The sequence below is a fragment of the Hymenobacter sp. FMD4 genome (assembly GCF_058932745.1).
On the sequence record NZ_JBZYWH010000013.1, the window covers coordinates 95,433 to 116,942 of the forward strand.

13 protein-coding genes are annotated in these 21,510 nt (G+C 58.9%); 8 read left to right on the forward strand and 5 right to left on the reverse strand.

Annotated features, from left to right (window positions below; all coding sequences use genetic code 11):
* Positions 1-18: 18 nt before the first annotated feature.
* Positions 19-969, forward strand: coding sequence for a M28 family metallopeptidase (locus tag AC5FXY_RS13390; RefSeq protein ID WP_493557191.1), 951 nt, complete (start codon positions 19-21; stop codon positions 967-969).
* 161 nt (positions 970-1,130) lie between these two features.
* On the opposite strand, the gene AC5FXY_RS13395 is transcribed toward AC5FXY_RS13390, so the two are convergent.
* Both AC5FXY_RS13395 and AC5FXY_RS13400 read right to left on the reverse strand, forming a co-directional pair.
* Positions 1,131-1,673 carry a hypothetical protein gene (locus AC5FXY_RS13395; protein ID WP_493557192.1) on the reverse strand — a complete coding sequence of 181 codons (543 nt, stop codon included), beginning with the start codon at positions 1,671-1,673 and terminating at the stop codon, positions 1,131-1,133.
* A 318-nt stretch (positions 1,674-1,991) separates the two neighbouring features.
* Entirely contained in the window at positions 1,992-2,885 is an 894-nt protein-coding gene (locus AC5FXY_RS13400) for a YicC/YloC family endoribonuclease (RefSeq protein ID WP_493557193.1), read from the reverse strand.
* Positions 2,886-3,030: 145 nt separating this feature from the next.
* Between AC5FXY_RS13400 and AC5FXY_RS13405 the strand changes: the two genes are divergently transcribed.
* The 4 genes from AC5FXY_RS13405 (at position 3,031) to AC5FXY_RS13420 (ending at position 10,332) form a co-directional block, all read left to right on the forward strand.
* On the forward strand, positions 3,031-5,820 hold the full coding sequence (locus AC5FXY_RS13405) for a TonB-dependent receptor (protein WP_493557194.1): 2,790 nt from the start codon (positions 3,031-3,033) through the stop codon (positions 5,818-5,820).
* A gap of 120 nt (positions 5,821-5,940) precedes the next feature.
* Positions 5,941-7,590, forward strand: a complete 1,650-nt coding sequence (locus AC5FXY_RS13410) for a beta-helix domain-containing protein (RefSeq protein WP_493557195.1) — start codon at positions 5,941-5,943, stop codon at positions 7,588-7,590.
* Positions 7,591-7,861: 271 nt separating this feature from the next.
* A complete protein-coding gene (locus AC5FXY_RS13415; RefSeq protein WP_493557196.1) occupies positions 7,862-9,064 on the forward strand; it encodes a glycosyltransferase in 1,203 nt (400 codons plus the stop codon).
* Complete coding sequence (locus AC5FXY_RS13420) at positions 9,061-10,332, forward strand: lipopolysaccharide biosynthesis protein (RefSeq protein WP_493557197.1); 1,272 nt, start codon at positions 9,061-9,063, stop codon at positions 10,330-10,332. Before AC5FXY_RS13415 ends, AC5FXY_RS13420 begins: the two co-directional genes overlap by 4 nt.
* Before the next feature lie 40 nt (positions 10,333-10,372).
* Here the strand turns inward: AC5FXY_RS13420 and AC5FXY_RS13425 are convergent, their stop codons facing one another.
* The 3 genes from AC5FXY_RS13425 to AC5FXY_RS13435 form a co-directional block, all read right to left on the reverse strand.
* Positions 10,373-11,182 (reverse strand): class I SAM-dependent methyltransferase, encoded by an 810-nt coding sequence (locus AC5FXY_RS13425; RefSeq protein ID WP_493557198.1) that lies wholly within the window; start codon positions 11,180-11,182, stop codon positions 10,373-10,375.
* A gap of 9 nt (positions 11,183-11,191) precedes the next feature.
* Positions 11,192-12,181 (reverse strand): AAA family ATPase, encoded by a 990-nt coding sequence (locus AC5FXY_RS13430; RefSeq protein ID WP_493557210.1) that lies wholly within the window; start codon positions 12,179-12,181, stop codon positions 11,192-11,194.
* Positions 12,182-12,336: 155 nt separating this feature from the next.
* Positions 12,337-18,150, reverse strand: a complete 5,814-nt coding sequence (locus tag AC5FXY_RS13435; RefSeq protein ID WP_493557199.1) for a T9SS type A sorting domain-containing protein — start codon at positions 18,148-18,150, stop codon at positions 12,337-12,339.
* A 443-nt stretch (positions 18,151-18,593) separates the two neighbouring features.
* Here AC5FXY_RS13435 and xrtX point away from each other — a divergent pair, with 443 nt between their 5' ends.
* The 3 genes from xrtX to AC5FXY_RS13450 all read left to right on the forward strand — a co-directional run bounded on the left by xrtX (position 18,594) and on the right by AC5FXY_RS13450 (position 21,468).
* Entirely contained in the window at positions 18,594-19,124 is a 531-nt protein-coding gene (gene xrtX / locus AC5FXY_RS13440; protein WP_493557211.1) for an exosortase X, read from the forward strand.
* Entirely contained in the window at positions 19,117-19,617 is a 501-nt protein-coding gene (locus tag AC5FXY_RS13445; RefSeq protein WP_493557200.1) for an XrtX-associated membrane protein, read from the forward strand. The genes xrtX and AC5FXY_RS13445 overlap by 8 nt, the downstream gene beginning before the upstream one ends.
* Before the next feature lie 225 nt (positions 19,618-19,842).
* Positions 19,843-21,468 carry a T9SS type A sorting domain-containing protein gene (locus tag AC5FXY_RS13450; RefSeq protein ID WP_493557201.1) on the forward strand — a complete coding sequence of 542 codons (1,626 nt, stop codon included), beginning with the start codon at positions 19,843-19,845 and terminating at the stop codon, positions 21,466-21,468.
* Positions 21,469-21,510: the final 42 nt, after the last annotated feature.

Sequence of the window (21,510 nt, forward strand, 5' to 3'; positions counted from 1 at the left end):
GGTTCCGGCCCGGGTAATTTGAACGGCGCACCCGTTTACCTCGACTCGCTAATTTTCACCAACGAGGCTGCCGGCCAGCGTTTCCTGTCAAACTCGCTTACGGGTCGCATCATAGTTATGCATCAGCGCGACGCTGAACGCTTGCGCAACCTTCCCGCAGCCTTTGAACAGGCGGTAAACCAAGCGGCAGTGCGCATTACCTTGGTGTCCGGTAAACTCACTGCTTCGGTAGCGCAACAACAACATCAGCAGGTTCGCTTGCAGGTGCTGGCTGAGCGGTGGCCTGCTGCTCCCCCTCCTACGGTCCGCATCAAGGTCGATGCAACGTTGCAGCGCGCTTATACTACTCAGAACGTAGTGGGGTTCATACGCGGCAGTGCTCAGCCTGATTCTTTCCTAGTAATTACGGCGCACTACGACCACTTGGGCCGCATGGGCCGCCGAACCTATTTTCCTGGAGCCAATGATAATGCCAGTGGCACCTCTCTACTCCTGGAATTAGCCGCTCACTATGCACGCCCCGAAAACCAACCGCGCTACTCGATTGCGTTTCTCGCTTTCAGTGCTGAAGAAGCAGGGCTCATTGGCTCGCGTTATTTCGTGGAGCACCCTCTGTTACCACTAGAGCGCATCCGTTTCCTTATCAATCTTGACTTGGAAGGGACCGGCCAATCCGGCGCTACGGTTGTAAATGCCCGACTGCACGAATCGGAGTATCGGCAATTAGTACATGTAAATGAGCAGCATCATTATTTGCCCGAGCTAGCCCCTCGCGGCCGTGCTGCCAACTCTGACCATTATCCTTTCTCCGAAGCTGGCGTGCCTGCCTTCTTCATCTACTTACGTGGCACCCCCACCCACTACCACGATGTGCATGACAGGGCAGCCACTTTACCTCTGACTGGTTTCAGCGGCATGTTTGGATTGATAGCAGATTACTTTCAGCTATTAACCAAAAGGGCTGATTAGCTTGCTATAGTACAACCGTATTATTATCACACAATGACGTTTAGCTAGGCAATAATCGACCTGACTTTACGTCCTTGGTAAAAAGCAATCATCCCGAAATCGTCTGGGTGGATTCAGACAATTCCGGGATGATAGAAAAACAGCGGGATAAACCGCGCTGTTTAGCTGTTGCTGCGCAAAGAGCCCATTACTTGCTTAGCTACCGATTCCCACTCCGGCTTCTGACGGTCGGGGCAGGAGAAGGTGCACATCAGCAGGCGCCCTTCCACGTCAGTGAAGAAGATCAACTGGTAAACCTGGTGGCCCAGTTCGGGCTTCAACATTTCGATGAAACCAACTTTACGGCCGTTAATTTCTTTGACGCCGTCGGCGAAGAACGTAGCATCGGAGTATTGCTTCCGGTACGTCTTCATGAAGTTAGTAGCGTACATGCTAACCATGTCCTGATCCGCCGTATTATCGGTGTAAGAGAAAGACAGGCTGGCGTGCGACGTGTTAGTGTAGATGACGCTCGGACGGCTTTGAGCCTTAGCATACAGGAAATCCATCTGCTGCTCGCTCATCACCTCAAATCCTTTCGGAATCAGGATTTCCACACGTTCGCTAAGAACGCGCTTCTTGATCAGCTCCACTTCGGCGAAGGGCCGAGCGGCCATAAGCAGCACTGCCAAGCAGAGCAACGGGGCGAGTAGAACTTTCTTCATGATTATGACCGAAAAAAGGTGAAAATTCTTTCTGGGTATATTACCGTACAGAGCAGTGCACTCTGTTTGGATAACACAATTTAGGAAGAAAAGCTGGCCGCACAAGAACTTTATACAAAAATAATTTTGTCCAAAGCCTGTGGCAGCTCTTTAAGGACGCAAATCCTGCTTTATAGGCCTGTAGCAGCACTTTCATGCAACCGTAACCTTCCTGTTGAGCTTACGGAAGATACGAAAGGCATTTGAAAACAGTTTTACTTCTATGTATAAAAATTATTCAATTGGCCTTTTTGTAGCCAACCAAACAAGTGTTAGGACTTAGAGAATGTTATTGAGCTGTTCCTTGATTTTTTCGAGCTCTTCCTTCATTCCTACCACCAAGTGTTGGATGGTTGAGTCATTGGCTTTGGAGCCGATGGTATTAATTTCCCGACCTATTTCCTGCGAAATAAAGGCCAGCTTTTTACCGGTGGGCTCGGGTAGGTGTACCGTTTCGGTAAAGTAATGCAGATGGCTGACCAACCGAACTTTCTCCTCGGCGATGTCTAGCTTCTCTATATAATATAGTAGCTCCTGCTCGAATCGGCTGGGATTGAACTGGTCGCTTTGAGCTATTTCACCCAACCCTTCGTTCATACGGCGGCGCACATTCTCCAGTCGCATGGGGTCGTGGCGTTCCACGTCGGCCAGCAGGATACGAATGCGGTCGATGTAACCCAGAATTTCGTTAGTGAGGGTTTGTCCTTCGGTGCGTCGGAAATCCAGCGCACGGTCGATGGCTTCTTGTACTAGCGGCAGCAGATCATCCCAGGTCAGGGCCAACTCTTCTTCTGAAGGGGTAGCAGCTTCGGTGGGCGACTGCACTACGCCTGGAAGCCGCAGGGCCAGCTCCATTAAGTTATGCGGTTCGGCGCCTAACTCTTGGGCAGCGGCTTGCAGTTCTTGGTAAGCGGCAGCAAGAGCTTCTCGATTAAGGGTGGCGCGGGAACGGGTGGCTGCCGGCCGGTTAATATCAATGCTGACGTTAACCTTACCGCGAATCAGTTGTCGGTTCAACAGGTTGCGCAGTTCCAACTCGTGTGCTACCAGGGAGCGAGGCATCCGCAGCCCAAGATCCAACCCCTTTGAATTCAAGGACTTGATTTCGACAACAACGGTATATTGCTCGGTTTCGCGATGGGCGACGCCGTAGCCGGTCATGGATTGCAGCATGGAGGTAGCGGTAAATGGAGCGCAAAAGTAGTAGGTCTATTCAGATGTTCAGCTACTTGCATATTGCATAACATAAGCATAACGACAGCGTCACACTGGCATAACGGGGCGAAAATAGCTTTGCACAGCCAATCAGAGCAGCGTTATGCATCGTTCTTTTTTACTCTTTTTGCTACTGACTATCAGTAGCTTGACCTTCGCCCAACAAGGCTCCATTGTCGGCAAAGTGCTTGACAAAAAAACCAGTGAAGCCGTCATCGGTGCAACCGTAGTAGTACCGGGCACCACGCAGGCCGCGCCCGTGGATGTGGATGGCCGATACGAGCTGAAGCTGCCGGCTGGTACCTATAGTATTATGATGACCAACATCGGCTACAAACCCGTGAATTTTACGGGCATTGTGGTGACGGCAGGTCAGAAAACCACGCTTAACGGTACGCTCGAAGAGAACGTGCAAGCGTTGAGCGAAGTAACCATTACGGGTCAGAAGCAGACGGGCACGGAAGTAGCCCTGATCCAGGATCTGAAGAAAAGCGAAGTGGTGGTCAGCGGCATGTCCAATGACCAGATAGTAAAGACGCTGGACCGCGACGCTGCCGAGGTGGTGAAGCGCATTCCGGGCGTGACAATTCAGAACAACAACTTCATTGTAATCCGCGGGCTGGCCGAGCGCTACAACACCGTAATGATGAACGACGCCCTGACGCCGTCGGCGGAGGTGGATACGCGTTCCTTCTCGTTTGACGTGCTGCCCTCGTCGGTTATCGACCGGGTGCTGATTTTTAAGTCGGGCTCCCCGGAGCTGCCGGGCGAGTTCGGCGGTGGTGTGGTAAAGGTGTACACCAAAAACTCGGTGCTTGACAATAGCACCAGCTTCACGGCCTCGGGCTGGGCCCGCTCGGGCACCACTTTCAAAGGTGGCTACCAAGAAAGCAACCCCAGCAAGACGGACTGGCTGGGCTTCGACGGCGGCGAACGGCAGCTGCCGGGCAACGTGGGCGAAAGCTCGGCGCGCATGCGCAACCAGTGGACCCCCACGCTGGGCACGGCCCGCCCCGATATGCGTTTGTCGCTAGGCTTGAACCGCCGCTTTGAGGTGGGTTCGGCATACATCAGTAATGTAACGTCGATATCCTATTCCAACACGCGCGAGCAGTACCAGCAACTGCGCCAGCGGGCGGGAGCTTTCCAGGAGGAAGACCAGACCTACCCGATCCAGTACAGCTTCCAAGACACCCGTTCGCTGACGGCGGTTCGCCTGGGCGTGATTCATAACTGGCAGGTGCGCCTGAACGACCACAACCGTCTAGAATTCCGCAACTTCCTTAACCAGTACGGCACCGACGAGGTCATCAACCGTGTGGGCGTTGATAAAATCGAGCAGCAGGAGCGCAACGACAACGCCCTGCACTATCAGAGCCGCACGATCTACTCGGGTCAGCTGCAAGGCACGCATGACTTGGGGGCTAGCCGGCGCAGCACCGTCACTTGGACCGGCGGCTACAACTACGTGTTCCGCGACGAGCCCGACTACAGCCGCTACCGTGCCACCCGCCCGGAAGAATCGACGCGTCCGTTCTACGTGTTTGTACCGAACGGCGCCAACCCCTTCGATGCCAGCCGCTTTTTCTCCGAGCTGAAGGAAAACACCTACATGGGCAGCGGTCAGTGGGAGCAGCGCATCATGGGCCGCGATACCACCAAGGCCAACGAATACAAGATCCGGGTAGGTTTTTATGCCGAGCACAAGGAGCGTAGCTACGATCAGCGCTACTTCTCCTATATGATCAGCAACCCAGCCGTATTTAACCGTCGTCCCGACCGCGACGCCATTCTGACGTCGCCGATTGACCGGATTTTCGCTCCTGAAAACCTAGACCCAGTAAACGGCTTCCGACTGGACGAAGGCGGTCAAACCGAATCGTACAACGCCGATAACACCTTAGTGGCCGGTTATGTGGGCTTAGTAGCGCCGATATCGGATAAATTTAGTGTATCGGGTGGGGTGCGCATGGAGCACAACCGCCGCTTTTTGAACACGCCGCTGAAATCGGATCTGTACGAAGAAATCAAAACGGTCGCGCTTCCCTCGCTAAACGCGACGTACAACTTCAACATGCGCTCCTTGCTGCGCCTAGGCGGCAGCATCTCGGTTAACCGTCCGGAGTTCCGCGAAATTGCTGACCTGTCCTACTTTGATTTCGGCAACAACGCCATCATCACCGGCAATCCAAACCTGCGCACGGCAACCATCTACAACGCCGACCTCCGTTACGAGTTCTACCCCACAAAGTCGGAAATGCTTTCGGTGGGCGTGTTCTACAAGGATTTCCGCAACGCCATCGAGCAGACCACTCAGTCGGTGGGCACCTCGCAGCTGTACCTAACCTACCAGAACGCGGCTAAGGCTTACGACATGGGTGTAGAAGTGGAAGCCCGTAAAGGCTTTGCCGAAATCACGGACAACCCCTTCCTGCAGAAGCTAGGTATGGTGCTAAATGCCTCATTTATTCGCAGCCGGGTAAACTTGGCTGAAACGCCGGAAAACCTTGGCTTCGCCTTGTTCGACCGTCCGTTGCAGGGCCAGGCGCCTTACGTGGTGAACACCGGCTTGTTCTACCAGGATGAGGACCGGAAGTGGCAGGTATCGGCGCAGTACAACGTGGTAGGCCAGCGTATCAGCTTTGTGGGCGACCAGACGCAGAACTACTCCGCCATTGAAATGCCGCGCCACGTGGTGGACCTAGCCCTGACCAAGGGCTTGGGCAAGCACCTGCAATTGCGCGCCGGTATGCAGGACGTAATGAACCAGCGCTACCGTTACTACTACGACCTGAACCGCGACGGCAAAATCAGCCGCGACGAACCCCGTGTGTCGTTCAACAACTACTTGCGCGGCCGCTACTCTACCTTGGGTTTGACTTACAATTTCTAGAGTCAACAATAACGTAACACCGCGCTAACGAAAGCATAACGCCTACCCTGACCGGGTGGGCGTTATGCTTTCGGACCTTCGCAGCGTCGAATCAGAACATCTTTTTCCATTCCATAGACAATGAAAAAGCTTCTACTTCCCGCTCTGCTTGCCTGCGCCGTAGCAGTAGCCACCCCGGCTACCGCTGTACTGGCCCAAACCACCTGCCCGGCTGCTCCGGCTCCGATTGTGGTATCGGGCTCGATTACCAGCAACACCACCTGGACCAGCAACAACATTTATTTGCTGGACGGCTTCGTGTACGTAGAAAACGGTGCCACACTGACCATTCAGCCCGGCACCATCATCAAGGGCAATAAGGCCACCCGTGGCACCCTGATCATTAAGCAAGGCGCGCGCATCGAGGCCAACGGCACAGCCGCCCAGCCCATCGTGTTTACCTCCAATGAGCCGGCTGGCTCCCGCGCCCGCGGCGACTGGGGCGGCGTGATTCTCTGCGGTCGTGCCCCGGTAAACCAGGCTGGCACTCCTACCATTGAGGGTGGTGTGCAGGCCGTGTACGGCGGCAACGACCCCGCTGACAACTCCGGTACGCTGCGTTACGTGCGCATCGAATTCCCGGGCATTGCCTTCCAGCCCAACTCCGAAATCAACGGCCTGACCATGGGCGGCGTGGGCTCGGGCACCACCATCGACTACGTGCAAGTTTCATACTGCGGCGATGACTCGTTTGAGTGGTTTGGCGGTACCGTAAATGCTAAGCACCTGGTGGCCATTGCGGCTACCGACGATGACTTCGATACCGACTTCGGCTTCCAGGGCAAGATTCAGTACGGCCTGGTAATCCGCGACCCCAACTCGGCCGACGTATCGGGCTCGACGGCTTTCGAATCAGACAACGACGCCAACGGCTCGACGCTGACGCCGCGCACGGCTCCGGTGTTCTCCAACATCACGGCCATCCTGCCGAACCCCATCGGGGCAACGGCCAATTTCACCCGCGCCATGCACCTGCGCCGCAACACGCAGATTTCCATCTTCAACTCGGTGCTAACGGGCTGGCCCCAAGGCCTGACGCTTGACGGCACTGCTGTGCAAAGCAACGCGACTTCGGGTGCGCTCGTGCTGAAGAACAACGTAATGGCCGGCATGACCAATGCTTACACCCAGCAGTCGGGCGGTACGTACGACGTGGCCGGTTTCTGGACCAGCAACGGCAATACCACTTACGCTACTGCTGCCGAGCTGAACCTGAACGCCAACAACTTCCAGTTTGAGCAGAACAACGTACCAACCCTGAACCTGCCGGCCAACTCGCCGCTGGTAATGGGCGCGGCTTACACCGATGCCAAGCTGGCCGATGCCTTCTTCGAAAAGACCGGTACATACCGCGGCGCCTTCGGCCCCGCCGGCACGGCCAACTGGGCTGCCGGCTGGACAAACTTCAACCCGCAGTTCACCTGCTACAACCGCCCCGGCCAGACGCTGGCGGCCAAGTCGGCTAGCGACCAAGTGCAGAGCCTGGCCGTGTTCCCGAACCCGACCGCCGGTACTGCTACCCTCTCGTTTGAGCTGCGCCGCGCTGGCACGGCCACGGTGCGCGTGCTGGACGTAACGGGCCGCGAGGTAGCCGTGGTAACGGCAGGCCGCAAGCTGTCGGCTGGTCAGCAGGAAATCCAGCTGCCGACTTCGCTGAAGGCTGGCCTGTACACGGCCACCATCCAGACCGAGGAAACGAGCGAAGCTGTACGCTTCGTGGTGGCGAAGTAATAACCCAACAACAACCTGATTTCCAATACGTATACCTCGATTACTTAGCTTGACTATTACTAGTGAATGCGGCCCGCTTCCGAAAGGAGGCGGGCCGTTCTGTTGCTGACTAAGGTGCTACTGCAGTGACAACCGGCAGCACCTGCCGATCTAGTCCGCACGGCTTCTCTTCCCCACATAAGCTGATCGAAGCCGGTAAAGAACTGCGGCAATTCCGCCGCTGAATACCGAACTTGCCCTTTCCGCGCTCCTGCGGTCCGCCTCGCTATTGATGAATCACCCGCCGCTGCCCCGCGTGCTCATGCTGCCCAAGTGGTATCCGCACCGCTACGACGACCAAGATGGGGACTTCGTGGCGCGGCACGTAGCGGCCATTGCGCCGCACGCCGAGGCCGCGGTGCTGTTTGCCACGGTGGCTCGCGGCCCGCTGCAGCAGCTGGTGGAGAGCGAGGCTGACTGGGAACAGCCCGTACCGACGCTGCGCTACTACTACCGCGCCCGCCCTACGGGCCTCGGCCTGATCGATAAGCCGCTGAAGTTGCTGCTGTATTTTGGCTGCCTGTGGCATGGCTACCGGCAACTGCGGCGGCACTGGGGGCAGCCTCACTTAGTGCATGTGCACGTGCTGTTGCGCACGGGCCTGTTTGCCTGGTGGCTGCGTATGCAGCAGCATATCCCCTACCTCGTTACGGAGCACTGGACGCTGTACCTGCCCGAACGCTCAAATCAGATTGGCTGGCTACGTCGCTGGCTCACGCGGCTGGTGGTAAGGCGGGCGGCCGCCTTGCATACCGTCTCTCAGGGCCTGCGCGACGCCATGCACAACCTCGGCTTTGTCAATGCGCAATCAGTGGTCATTGCCAATGTAGTTGATACTGAGCTTTTCCAGCCAGGGAATCATGGCCGACCTACCCCGGGCCCGCTGCTGGTGGTATCGGCTTTTCACGACACAGTAAAGAACATCTCAGGCATTCTGCGTGTGGTGGCCCGGTTGCGTGAGCAGAGGCCGGGCGTACAGCTGCGCATTGCCGGATACGGGCCCGATGAGGCCGCATTGCACCAACTAGCCACCGACTTGCACCTCGTAGCCGATGGCACTGTGACGTGGCTAGGTAAGCTGCCGCACACGGCCGTGGCAGCCGAAATGCAACGGGCGGCGGCACTGGTCTCCTTCAGCCGCGCCGAAACGTTTGGCTGCGTGCTGCTGGAAGCCCGGGCCTGCGGCTGCCCGGTAGTAGCCACCTACACGGGCGGTGTGCCGGAGCTGTTTGAGCCGTCTGGTCGGTTTGGCATCTTGATAAATCCTGACGACGAAGCTGCCCTGGCTGCGGCGCTGATAGCTGTGGTATCGGGGCAGCTGACGCTGGATGCCCGGCAGCTGCGCTCCGATGCCGTGGCGCGGTGCAGCCCGGCCACTGTGGGCCGCACTTTCGCCGATTTGTATTACTGCCTGCTGAAGTCTGCCCGCCCATGAATTTGCGTCGCGTACTGCTCACCTTTTCCACCCGCTTGGGCACTGCACTGCTGAATTTCGGCATCGTGTGGCTGACGGCGCGGTGGCTGGGGGCGGCGGGCCGGGGCCAAGTGAGCTTGTTTGTGACCGATTGCGCGGCTTTACTGCTGTTCATTGGGCTGGTAGGCGGCTCGTCGCTGATGTATCTGGTGCCGCAGCGGAACCTGTGGCACCTGCTGGTGCCAGCCTACGTGTGGGCCGCCGTGGTTTGCGTATTGGGCACAGTAGGCGTTTATTTCTGGCGTGATACCAGCCTGGCCTACGCGGGCTATCTGCTCGCCACCACGGTTTTTCAGGCGTGGTCATCCATCAATTTGCTGCTGCTGCTGGGGCGTCGCCAGGAAAGCCTGTTCAATAGCTTCACCCTGCTGCAAAGCCTGCTGCTTGGAGCGGGCCTGGCACTGGCATTTTTCAGCGAACAGTGGCGTAACCCGGAGGCTTATTACAGCATGGCCTTGCTCACTTTCGGCACTACTTGGCTGGCCTCCGTGCCCTTGTTATGGCGGCAGCCTGAGCGCCCAACAGGGCATCGCCGCCGCTGGCGGGCCACGGCGCGGGAATTGGCGCGCCATAGCCGCGAGGCACACTTCTCCAACATCGTCGCTTTTGCCAACTACCGCCTTAGCTATTACTTCATCGCGGCCTGGACGGGCACCAAGGCCGTGGGGGTGCTGTCGGTGGGCGTAGCGCTGGCGGAGGCCATCTGGCTGATTCCGCGTAGCATTTCGCAGGTGCAGTACGTCGACATCCTCCACCGCAGCAGTGCCGATGCGGCCGTGCAGGCTACCGTGCGGGCCGTGCGGCTCACGTTGGCCCTCACCACGCTGGCCGTAGCCACATTGGCGTTGCTGCCAGTACCGCTGCTAGTCGCTGTTTTTGGACCGGAGTTTGGCGCCGCCCAACGCATCATTCGGCTGCTGGCCCCGGGGGTGGTGGCGCTGAGCATCAACATGCAGCTGAGCGCGTACTTTGCCGCGCTGGCCCGCTACCGCGTCAACAACGTTACTACCCTGGTGGGCCTGGGCCTAACGCTGACCGGGTGCGCCGTGCTGATTCCGCGCTACGGCCCGGCCGGTGCGGCCATTTCTACTTCCATTTCCTACTGCGGCTCTACTTTGTGGCTGCTGCTGCAGTTCCTGCTCACCACCGGCGCCCAGTTCAGCGACCTGCTACCACGCCGCGCCGATGTAGTCGGACTGATGGACACGCTACGACGCAAACCGGCCTAGCCCTTTCGTCCGACGCCGAGGCGCACCTTTCCGGCCGAGCTTAGCGAGGCTGTACTTGTACTTCAAAGGCCCGTGGCGCGGCGTATAGTTCGGGCACAACACTGTCCAACGGTGAAGGGCTATACAGCGCACACAAAGTATTGCGCACGGCGTAGAGGTATCCAGGAGCGTTGGCAGGCAGGCCATCCAAGATGCCGCTGAGCACTTCCCAGCGCGGCTGCCCAGGCTGCTTGGCGGCATCGTGCCATACCACCACTGACTGTGGGTGTAGCAACTCGGCAAACACCCGCTCGGTGTCGCGGCGCACGGCTTCGTAGCGGTGGTCGCCGTCGATGAACACCACGTCAAAGGGCTGCAAGGAACCGTAATCGAAGGTGGCGGAGTTGCCGTGCAGGTGGGTCACGTTGGGCAAAGGACGCGAAAAGTGACCGTGCAGGTCGATGTAGCCGGCGGGCAGGCCCATGGCGCGCATCTCCTCGGCCGACAGGTTCAGGGTGTGCACCGAAGCTGCGACTTCTGCCACGTTGGCGGCGCTTTCACCGCGCCACGTCCCAATTTCGAAGTAGCGGCAATTGGGTACGCGTTGTGTCAGCGTCCGCAACAGCAGCAGGTCGGTGGGCAAGGAGCCACCCTCACCGAAGGCGAAGGGTCGCACTACGCCACCATCGGCGGAAAGCATGTCGGTCAGCGGCGTTTCGGGCAGGCCCTGGGGTGTGAGCTGCCAGCGCTGGGCATGGCGCAGGGCCTGGCGTTGCCACTGCTGCTCATCGGCGGCCAGCACCACGTTCAGCAGCCAAGGGTTGCGTACCAGACTAGCTAGGGCCCGAAAGGTTTTGGAAAGCTTACTCATGAAATCAGCTTAGCTGATCGGCACCTTGCGCAGCATGGCTTCGATCAAATCCTGGGTGCGCACTCCGTCAGCCTCCGCTTCGTAAGTAAGCATGATGCGGTGATTCAGCACATCGGCGGCCACGTCCTTGATGTCTTCGGGCAGCACATAGTCGCGCTCGTCGAAGAAGGCTATTGTGCGGGCGGCACGGTGCAACGCGATGCTGGCGCGCGGGCTTACACCGTATTGCACATACTGGGCAAACTCGCTCAAATCGTATTCCGCTGGCTTGCGGGTAGCAAACACCAGCTCAATGATGTACTTCTCCAGCGTATCGGAAATCTGCACCTGATTGATCAGGCCGCGAATGCCGAAAATATCTTCCTTGGTCAGCACGGCCTCCACGTCGCTGGTGTACGAGAGATTGGCCATGCGCCGCATTACCTCCAACTCTTCCGCTTTCTTGAGGTAGTCGACGTACACTTTCATCATGAAACGGTCGACCTGGGCCTCGGGCAGCGGGTAGGTCCCCTCCTGTTCTACGGGATTTTGGGTGGCCAGCACTAAAAAGGGCAAATCCAGCGGGTACGTAGTGTCGCCGATGGTCACCTGCTTTTCCTGCATGGCTTCCAGCAGGGCCGATTGGACCTTGGCCGGGGAGCGGTTTACTTCGTCGGCCAGCACCAGATTGGCGAAAATGGGCCCCTTCTTCACCTCAAAGTCCGACTGCGTCTGGTTGTAGATCATGGTGCCCACGAGGTCGGAAGGCAGCAGATCGGGCGTGAACTGCACGCGCTGAAAATGCAGGTGTAGCACCTTGGCCAGGGTACTGATGGTGAGCGTCTTGGCCAGCCCTGGCACGCCTTCCAGCAGGATATGACCACCGGTAAACAGGCCAATGAGCAAGCGGTTGAGCATGTATTGCTGCCCCACCACCACCTTACCCACTTCGGCAAATACCTGCCGAATTTTCTGCTGATAGTGCTGCGACAGGTCTGTCTGCGAAATCGGATCGGGCATGAAGTATGGACGACTAGGCGAATCGTTAAAAGTACGATGCATTGCGGAAGCTCCGGCGAATTTCGCGGATAAGTTGTGGCTTTGTTTCAGGCCCACGAAAACATAAAACCCCGCCAGCAAGCTGCTGGCGGGGTTTCAAAAGCAAGCGAAGGACTCTATTCCTTCACGATGCGGCGGGTATCGGAGCCGCCCTCGGAGGTGGCGCGCAGGATGTACATGCCAGCGGGCAGCTGGCTCAGGTCCAGCGTGTGCTGGGCCTGGCCGGCGGGCACCGTGTGGCGGGTTACCACTTGGCCCACGGCGTTGAGCACAGTCAGCTCGACGGCGTGGCGGTAGCCCGTCAGCGCCACGGTCAGGCGGCCGTCACGCGTGGGGTTGGGGTAGAGCTGCAGCGAAGAGCCGGCCAGCGGCTTCACCGAAGAGTTCACCACCAGCGGCAGCGAGGCTTGCGAAGCGCAGCCCTGGGCCGAAGTCGTCACCACCGTGTACGAGCCGAACTGGGCGGCCGAGCTGACCACGTAGGTCTGAGCCGTAGCGCCGCTGATCGGCTGGCCGTTGAGCAGCCACTGGTTGCCCGTGGCGGCGCTCGAGGTCAGGGTCGTGGTCGGGCCGTTGTAGACCACCGACACGGTCGGACGCGCCGGCACCGCGTTGATGGTCACCTGGGAGGTGGCTGTGGCCGAGCAGGAGCCGCTCACGCTGTAAGTCACGGTGTAAGTGCCGGCCGTGGAGGCGGCCAAGTTAATGGCACCCGTCGTGGCGTTGATGCTCAGGCCCGTCGTAGAGCTGAACGTGCCACCGGCAGTGCCCGTGACAGTCGCTACCGGGTTGGTAGCCGACTGACAGAACGAGGCTGCAGGGTACGTGAAAGCTGCCGAAACAGCCGGGTTAATGGTCACTGTGGTGGTATCCACCACTGCTGAGCAACCGCCTGAAGCTGCAACGGTGTTGGTTACGATGTAAGTACCAGCCGTAGAGGTAGCCAAGTCAATGGCACCGGTCGTGGCGTTGATGCTCAGCCCTACCGTCGAAGTGAACGTACCGGCCGTGGCACCTGTGCCCAGCGTCGGCGTTACCGAGCCGGTGCTGCCGGCGCAGTAGCTGGCCGTCGTGGGGTAGCTGAACGTGGCCAGCGGCGCGGCGCTGAAGGTCAGCACCACCTGCGCCGTAGCCGGAGAGCAAGCGGACTGGCCAGTGGTGGTCAGCGTAAGGGTTACCGTACCGGCAGCTATGTCAGCAGCCGACGGATTGTAAGTAGCACCCAGCGTGGTAGCATTAGGCGAGAAGGTGCCCGTGCCGCTGGTGGTGTAAGTGCCACCCGTAGCCGAGCCACCTACTGTGCCAGCCATTTGGAAAGTGCCCGTGCTGCAGACAGTAGCCGTAGCAGCCGGTAACGTGGCAGTCGGCGTAGCGTCTACGTTTACCTGGATGGGCGTGCGTACACCGGCACATTCGGTCGACACCTGCCAGTTGTAGAAGTAGTAGTAGGTGTTGGAGGTGCCGCTGATGTAGCCATTGGTGATGGTTACGACACCGCTAGGCGTGGTGTAAGGATACGTAGCACCGCTGGTTTCCCGTACCATGGCCGGGCTGCTCACCGCAATCAGGCGCATGTTTGTGCCAGCCGGGATGTTGAAGTTCAGCGGTACCGTGAAGGCCGTGGTGCCCGTACCGGCCGGAATGGCTACCGTGGCGGCCAGGCCCGGAATCAGTGTGCCGGTATTGTCCTGTACCTGTACCACAAGGTTGCCAGCAGCACCGGTGGGGTACACTTCCACTGAATTCAAAGTGAAAGCACTACCAGCCGAGAATACCAGGCCGTAGTTTGAAGCGGCTACGCTGCTCGTACCCGTCGGGGCCGTGCGGCCCATGGTTTCGTTACCGCCGCTCACCGCCTCCACGAAGTACTGACGCGAAGCCGTAAGCGCAGGGGTGGTGAAGGAAGCACCGGTAGCCAAGGCCGTGCCGCCGGTGGCAGCCTCGTAGAAGCGCAGGGTGTTACCCGTAGCTGCCGTAGCGGTGAGGGTAGCCGTGCTGCCTTCGCAGATGGTCACCGGCGAGTTGGTGCCCGTTACCAGCGGGTTGTTCACCGTGATGGTGGCTACGTTGCTGGTAGCCACGTTGGTGTTGCAACGCACCTGGGCCCGGAAGTAACGAGTGCTGGTGAGTACTGTCGTAGTATAGGTAGCACTGGTGGCGCCGCTAATGTCGGTGAAGGTCGTGTTGTCAGCCGATTCCTGCCACTGCACCGTGCCGTTGGCGGCGCCGGTCAGCGTGAGGGCTACCGTACCGCTCACGCACAGCGTGGAAGCAGCGGGGGCCACGGTGCCGGCTACCGGTGCCGTTACCGTGCGGGTTACGGCCGGAGCCAGGGCATCGTTGGTGGTGTTCTGGTCGCCTTGCACCGTGCCCGTCAGAGCGAAGGAGTAGGCACCAGCAGCACTCATGTCCAGCGTGGGCGCGAGCGTCACGTTCAAGGTGGCGCCAGCGGCCAAAGTACCCGTGGATACAGTGGCAGTCAGCGTTTGCGGCCCTCCGGGCGTGGTTACCACGGCCGTTACCGTAGCTGGGTTCACGGCGAAGTCCAGTGTCTGGGTGCCTTCGTTGAGCACCGTTACGCTCACGGCTTCGGCAGCAGAGTAGCATGTTTGCCCAGCAGCGGGCGTTACCAAGGCGGTAGCCGCCAGGTCGATGCCTACCGGGGTGTTGAAACGCACGTTGTCGATGTGGAAATCGTAGTCGGGCGTATCGTCAACCGAGCCTTCCGAAGCAAAGAAGGCCACAATCACCTGCTGACCAGCGTAGGCGCTCAGACTGATGCTGTAGTTGGTCAGGCTGCCGTTGCTGGGCTGGTTGCTGGCGTTGAACTGCGCAAACGTCGGAATGCGGCTGAAGGTCTGGCCGCAGTCAGTAGAGATTCGTACCTCCACGATGTCGTCGGTGCCGGTCATGCCCGCGGGGTCGGCGCTGGTGCTGCCAAAGTCCGAAATACCGGCGCTGAAAGTCAGCACCGAAGCCGCACTAGCCAGGAACTTCGGCGATACAATCCAGTCGTTCTTGCTGGCTTGGTACAGATTGATTTTGGCCGTGGTGTTGCCCGTGGGCAACGTGCCGCTGGTCCAGCCCGAAGTTGTGCCCATAGGCAGCGTAGCTCCGGTAGCCTCGCTCCAGCCCGGGTGCACCGTGCTTAGGTTGGCACCGGTGAAGCCGGTGAACGTGAGCGTCTGGCCTTGCGCCGCTACGCCTACTACCGTGCGCGACACCGTCAGGCTGTTGTTGCTGGCATCACCGTCGCCGGTAGCCGTGGCTTCAATAGCAAAAGAATAGGTGCCCACGGCCATCATGTTCAGCGTACCGAGGCTCACGTTTTGCGAAGCCGAGGGCGCCAGCGTACCGGTGTTCACGGTAGCCGTGAACGTCTGGGTAGCCATGCCGCTTACCGTCACGGTTACCGTCACGGGATTGGTGGCGAAGTTCAGGGGCTGGGTGCCGTTGTTGCGGATGCTCACCGTCACGGCTTCAGCCGCGCCGTAGCAACCCGTAGCCGTGGGACTCACCAGGCCGCCGGCTGCTACGTCCAGCGCAGCGCCGCCCGGCGTGAAGTTGCCTTCGTCGGCGCCGATATCGGGCGTGGTGGCGTTGCGGGTGTCGCCGTCAAAGTCAGTGGTAATGCCGCTGATGGGCTGCGCCTTGGCTTCGGCCACGGTGGGCACGGTGGGGTCCAGGTGCAGGAAGTTGGCGTTGGTGCCGGTCGTGCTCAGGAAGGTAGGATTTTCCGTTGCCGAGGCCGACTCGCGGCCGTTGCCGATGTAGGCTACGTACGCGCCCAGCGTCTGCTGGGCGTTGGCCAGCGTGGTGGTGCCTTCCACGTAAATCACGCGGTTGGCGGCCGGCGTACCAGCGTAATACAGGTTGTTGTTAGAAGCCGCAGCGAAGTTGGTAGCCGTGGGAGCTGTGGAGTAACGGAAAGCCGTGGTGGCGCCGCCCGTAGCACCAGGCGTGGAGGTGTTCACCACGATGTTGTTGCGCAGGTCCACCGTCGGGGTGCTCGAAGCTACGTGCACGCCCGACGTGCCAAACGTAGTGGCCGAGCTGCTAGTGGCATTCACGTACACCGTATTGTAATACAGGTTCATGTTGGTGCCGCCGTTCACGTACAGGCCGCTGATGGCTGCCGCGCCCGTGGAAGCTGGGGCTTTCAGGTCACCGATCAGGTTGTTGGCCACCGTCACGGTAGTGCCCGAGTTGAGGCTCATGCCGTACACCGTGCCGTTGGCGCCACCGGCCGTGAGGTCATAGATCTTGTTGCGCGAGATGTTTACGGCAGCGCCCGTGCTGCTGGAAATGCCGTACGTGGTGCCGCTCAGCGCTAGGTTCAGCCCCCCGATGGTGTTCTGCGTCCAGGTTTTCGTGGTGCTGGAAATAGGGTTGCTGAAGATACCGTACAGCGAGTTGCTGGTCGAGGTAGTGGTACCATCGATGCGCAGGTTGGTAAAGGTGTTACCCGTAATGGTTTCCACCGTTGGCGAGCTGGCATCGTAGTAACCGTAAATCGAAGCACTGCTGGTACCGGCCGAGGTGATGCTGTTGTTGTTGACCGTGTTGTTGGTCACCGTTACCACCGAGGTGGTGGCGTAGATGCAGTACATCGTGCCGCTTACGCTCGTCGTGCTGCCCGACTTGCTGTTGCCCGTTATCTGGTTGTTGCTGATGTTCAGCGCGGTGGCGCTGCCGCTGCTGTACATCAGGTACATGGCGCCGCTGCCGGGTAGCGCGTTGTTGGTCACGCTGTTGCCGGTCATATTCAGCGTAGCCGGCGACGACGTGTTGTAAATGCCGTAGAACGTGCCTGTTGTGGCCGTGGCGTAGGTACAGCCCGTCACCGTGTTGCCGGTGATGTTCACGGTATTGCTGGCTGCCGTCGAGCCGATGCCGTTTTCGATGCCGCTCATCAGCGAGGTCGTAGCCCCGCTAGCCAGCGTCACGGTGTTGTTGGTGATGTCCACGCTGGCCGAGGTGCCCGTGTTGCAGTAGATACCGCGCAAGGTGCTTGTCACCGTAGAAGCTGCTACCGGTGTCGAGGCCGTAGCCGAGGTGTAGTTCAGCGTGCTGTTGATGGTGTTGCCGCTGATCTTGAAGCCAGTCTGCTGGTTGCCACCAATGCCCCATGCCGACGAAGTACTCCCGAAGTTGCCCACGGTGTTGCCGGCCGTTACACCGATTTCGTTGTTGGCATCGAGGAAGCCTGTGGCCGAGCTGCCGGTAAAATGAATACCCGTGGCCGCGTTGCTGACCACGTTGCCGAACACCTTGTTATTGGAGTTGGTACCCGTGGCGTTGGTCACTGTCAGGGCCGTGGTGGCCGTGGCCAAGGAGTTGGCGCCGTAGATGCCGATGGTGTTGGCGTTGGCTTTGTTCAGCGTCACCACGCAGTTCTTGATGACGTTGTGCTGGGCCCCATCCGTGGCCGAAGCCCGGAACAAGGCGTAGCCAAACTCCATCTGCGCAGCGGCCGTGGTGTTGACCGCATTCTCGGCCAAATCGATGCCGTCGAAAGTGACGTAATCGGAGCCGACGAGTTTGATGATAGCGTCCAGCGTGGTGCTGGTACTGCCCGCGCCCGCCGTAATCAGCGGGTTGGCACCGGCGCCGGCTTTTTGGAAGATGATGGGGTTGCCGGCCGTCCCGGTAGCCGTAATGCTCAGGTTGGCGGCTGTTTCGGTGTAGCCAGCGGCTACGTTGAAGGTTACTCCGCCCGCGCCTACGCCGCCCGCGTTCAGGGCCGTGACGGCGTCACTGAGCGAAGCGTAGTCGCCGGGAATAGATTTGGTGCCCGTAAGTTGGGCCCAGGCCGAGGAGCTGCCCAGCAGCAACAGTAATCCGACCGCCAGCAGCCGTCGCTGCCACGTCGCTACCGTTGCGCGCTGGAACAGGCCCTCGGGCCGTTCAGCACGTAAAGGTGTGTGCATGAAAAATGGGTTAGGGGTGGTTGAAAAGCTAGAAACCGATCCGCGGCGATAGGCTAGTCTTGCAAACCTTTCTCGCCTCGCTGGCTCTCATCCACCAGAAGCCAATTCAGCAACCTGATAAACAACAACTTATACAAGACAAAGACAAGGCTACTGACGCTGCTACTCAGCTGAACAATTTCTCCCTGAAATGTACTGAATGGTTTTCGATTCGGAATAGTATCTATCTTGAATACAGGTCATAAAATCCTTGTTGACATAACCCGGGCGTCAGCCAATGCCGGTGCCGCTGTCAGTGGCCTGTTACCATTCCTGATTCAGGCCTTACGATTACTGCCACCGGCCTCAATTTTGATCGGCGTTTGCGCCGTTGCCGGTAGAGCTTTCCAGCTAACCAGCTCCCACCAAGCACAGCCAAACGCTTTCCTTGCTAAGTTTACGTGATGCAATCCTACGCTTCTAACCCCCGGCAGCTGCGCCGCTTTTTGCTTACCGCTGTTGGGCTGTACCTGGTCTGGTTTTTTGGCTACGAACTGTGGCTGAAGCCTGCTGGCCAACTCGATACGGCTCTTTCGCTTAACATAGCCTCGGCCAGTGCCGCGGCGCTGCGCGTCGTAGGTATGAACGCCTCCACCCTCGATCGGGTGGTATCCGTGGATGGCCAAGCCACCGTGTGGGTAGGCGACCCGTGCAACGGCCTGGTGCTATATGCTTTGTTTGTTGGGTTTGTCCTGGCCTTTCCGGGCGGCGGATGGCGGCGTAAGCTGCCCTTCATGGCGGCGGGCATGGCAGCCATTTACGCGCTCAACATCGTGCGCGTGGGCGCCCTGGCCCTGAATCACTTGTACTCCCGCAGCACCGTAGACTTCAATCACCACTATACCTTCTCGTTTGTGGTGTATGGTTGCATCTTCCTGCTCTGGATGCTGTGGGTGCGCCGCTTTGCCATTCCCAACCGCGCTGCTCATGCTTGAGACAGGGGTGTTGCCCCGCACGGTTTCGCACTGGCTGCGGTGGGGAGCGGCCGCAGTATTGGCGCTGATGCTATTCTGGGTCGGTACTTACGACGTGGTCGTTTTTGCACTGCTGACCAAGTTCTGGGCTAGTGTCCTGCAACTCGTAGGCCTCGACAGCGTAGCTCAGCGCATTCAAAGCGGTATCAGCGGGCAGGTAACTACTCGCAGCCTGCCGGCCATGCTCAGCTATGGGTTGCTGTACACTGCTACTTGCCTGTTGCTGCTGCGTCTGCTCATCTTCCAGCCCCGCGCCATGCGCCTGGCCCTGCTACTTTATGGCGCTGTGTTTGTGGCCAGTGCCGTACTTCTGCTCGGCGGCAAACTCGGCGGCGATATTCAGTGGGCTTACAAGCTGGGTCGCCGCCTAATTGACTTTATCGTATCCCCGTTGCCCGTAATTATTCTGCTGCCGCTGCTGCATTGGTACTATCCTATAGAGCGCCGATTTTAAAGGTTGAGCTTCGAACTACTTTCTTTTGTTCAATAAAAAAATAGTTAAGGTCAACAGTTACATGTTGGCCTTTTTTCATTTTTATTTGAACTATCAATCCCTCCAAATAATATCAGCTAGAAATATTACAAGCTGAATATTTATCTGCGAGGTGGAGGTTGCTAAGCCTCTCGATGGGGCTTGGCGTTGTAGGGCAAGCATGGTTCCACCGATATTCCACCCAATATGTTTCAACGTTTTTACTTTACTTTTTTGCTGTTGATCTGTTCGCGGTTGGCAGTAGCTGATAATTCTCCCCAGTGGCAATGGGCCATGAGCCTCAACGCCCAGCCTACGTCCGTAGCAACGGATGCCCAAGGCAATAGCTACGTAATTGGCCGTTTTCAGGGCGTGGCCCAGTTCGGCAACGTACAGCTAACGAGCTACAACCAAAACCCTTATTACGGCGACACCGATGGCTTTATTGCCAAGTTCTCGCCGACGGGCACGGCCCTCTGGGCCACGCATTTTGGTGGTCCCGACGCCAACATTATGCCCAAGGCCATAACAGTAGACGCCACCGGCAACTGCTACTTTACCGGTACTTTGTTGGGTGCCGTTAACTACGGACAAGGCCAAACGCTGCCAGCACCCTATTCTTTCCCGCAGTGGAACGCCGTAATGGTAGGCCGCTGCAGTGCTGACGGCGAGGTAAGCTGGCTGCGCCGCAGCGGCAACGACTCCTACGCCAGCTTGGGCGGTGCTGCCATTACCACCGATGCCAACGGCAACTGCTACGTAACCGGCGGCATTACCAACGATACCAAATACCAGTTCTTTGTATCGAGCTATACACCGGCTGGCACCCTGCGCTGGACCCAGACGGCACAGAGCACTGGCATTGCCAGCAGTGGCCTGAGCGTTAGCCTCGATGCGCAGGGCAACGGCTACGTTTCGGGGTATTTCAACCGGGACCTGACGTTGGGCGGCACTACGCTGTACGCCCCCAATGCTACAGCCTTCGTGACGCGCTTTCAGCAGCAGTCGGGTGCCCTGCAGTGGGTACGGCTGGTTGGCTCCGGCGTGGACTTTGCCAGCCGCCTCGTAGCCAACGCCTCCAACGGCTACCTGCTGCTTGGTCAGTTCCAAGGCACCACGACTATTGGCAGCCAAAACCTAGTATCAACGGGAGGCTCCGACACGTTCCTGGCCAGCTACGACGAAACGGGCCAGCCACGCTGGGTGCGCCAACTGCCCAGCACCGCACTCAATGAAATGCCTGCCGCGCTGGCTAGCACCACCAATGGCCACAGCTACGTGCTACTCAACCGCGAAGGCGGCTTCGGCAGCAGTTACACGGCTGCCAGCACCCTGCTGAAGCTCAATGCTGGCGGCCAGGTAGACTGGAGCGAAGACCTGACCGGCTCCCCTACCCTCAGCAGTTCAGCCCTAAGCCTGGATGCCGCCCAGCGTGCCTGCGTGGTCGGGCGTTTTGATCAGAGCGCCCAGTTTGGGTCTGTGACCTTGAGCGGCGGCTCTGCTGCGGGCTTTATTGCGCGCATGGGTTCTGCCAAAAGCAAAGGCCCCCGGGAATTCGTCAGCGTACCAGCCAGCATCTTCAACGACCAAACGGTGGCACTGTATCCGAACCCGACCATTGATGGACGCTGCACCATTCGCCTGCCGCAGGAGCACCTGCAGCAGCCCGCTCAGCTTCACCTGATTGACCGTTTCGGCAAGGTGGTGCTGCAGCAGGCCCTGACCCACACCGAAACGACCCTGGCCACGCATGCCTTGCCCGCGGGCCCCTACACCATGCGCATCACCACGGCCGATGCCGCCATCAGCAAAGCGTTGGTTGTGCGCCCGTAAATCATAGCCTTTGATATCAGTTCCAAAGCCTCACGCCCGATG

Bases quoted from the DNA above. Each gene is read 5' to 3' on its own strand.
- AC5FXY_RS13400 (WP_493557193.1), bottom strand. From the start codon at position 2,885: ATGCTGCAATCCATGACCGGCTACGGCGTCGCCCATCGCGAAACCGAG.
- AC5FXY_RS13430 (WP_493557210.1), bottom strand. From the start codon at position 12,181: ATGCCCGATCCGATTTCGCAGACAGACCTGTCGCAGCACTATCAGCAG.
- xrtX (WP_493557211.1), top strand. From the start codon at position 18,594: ATGCAATCCTACGCTTCTAACCCCCGGCAGCTGCGCCGCTTTTTGCTT.
- AC5FXY_RS13425 (WP_493557198.1), bottom strand. From the start codon at position 11,182: ATGAGTAAGCTTTCCAAAACCTTTCGGGCCCTAGCTAGTCTGGTACGC.
- AC5FXY_RS13405 (WP_493557194.1), top strand. From the start codon at position 3,031: ATGCATCGTTCTTTTTTACTCTTTTTGCTACTGACTATCAGTAGCTTG.
- AC5FXY_RS13410 (WP_493557195.1), top strand. From the start codon at position 5,941: ATGAAAAAGCTTCTACTTCCCGCTCTGCTTGCCTGCGCCGTAGCAGTA.
- AC5FXY_RS13435 (WP_493557199.1), bottom strand. From the start codon at position 18,150: ATGCACACACCTTTACGTGCTGAACGGCCCGAGGGCCTGTTCCAGCGC.
- AC5FXY_RS13415 (WP_493557196.1), top strand. From the start codon at position 7,862: ATGAATCACCCGCCGCTGCCCCGCGTGCTCATGCTGCCCAAGTGGTAT.
- AC5FXY_RS13420 (WP_493557197.1), top strand. From the start codon at position 9,061: ATGAATTTGCGTCGCGTACTGCTCACCTTTTCCACCCGCTTGGGCACT.
- AC5FXY_RS13395 (WP_493557192.1), bottom strand. From the start codon at position 1,673: ATGAAGAAAGTTCTACTCGCCCCGTTGCTCTGCTTGGCAGTGCTGCTT.
- AC5FXY_RS13450 (WP_493557201.1), top strand. From the start codon at position 19,843: ATGTTTCAACGTTTTTACTTTACTTTTTTGCTGTTGATCTGTTCGCGG.
- AC5FXY_RS13445 (WP_493557200.1), top strand. From the start codon at position 19,117: ATGCTTGAGACAGGGGTGTTGCCCCGCACGGTTTCGCACTGGCTGCGG.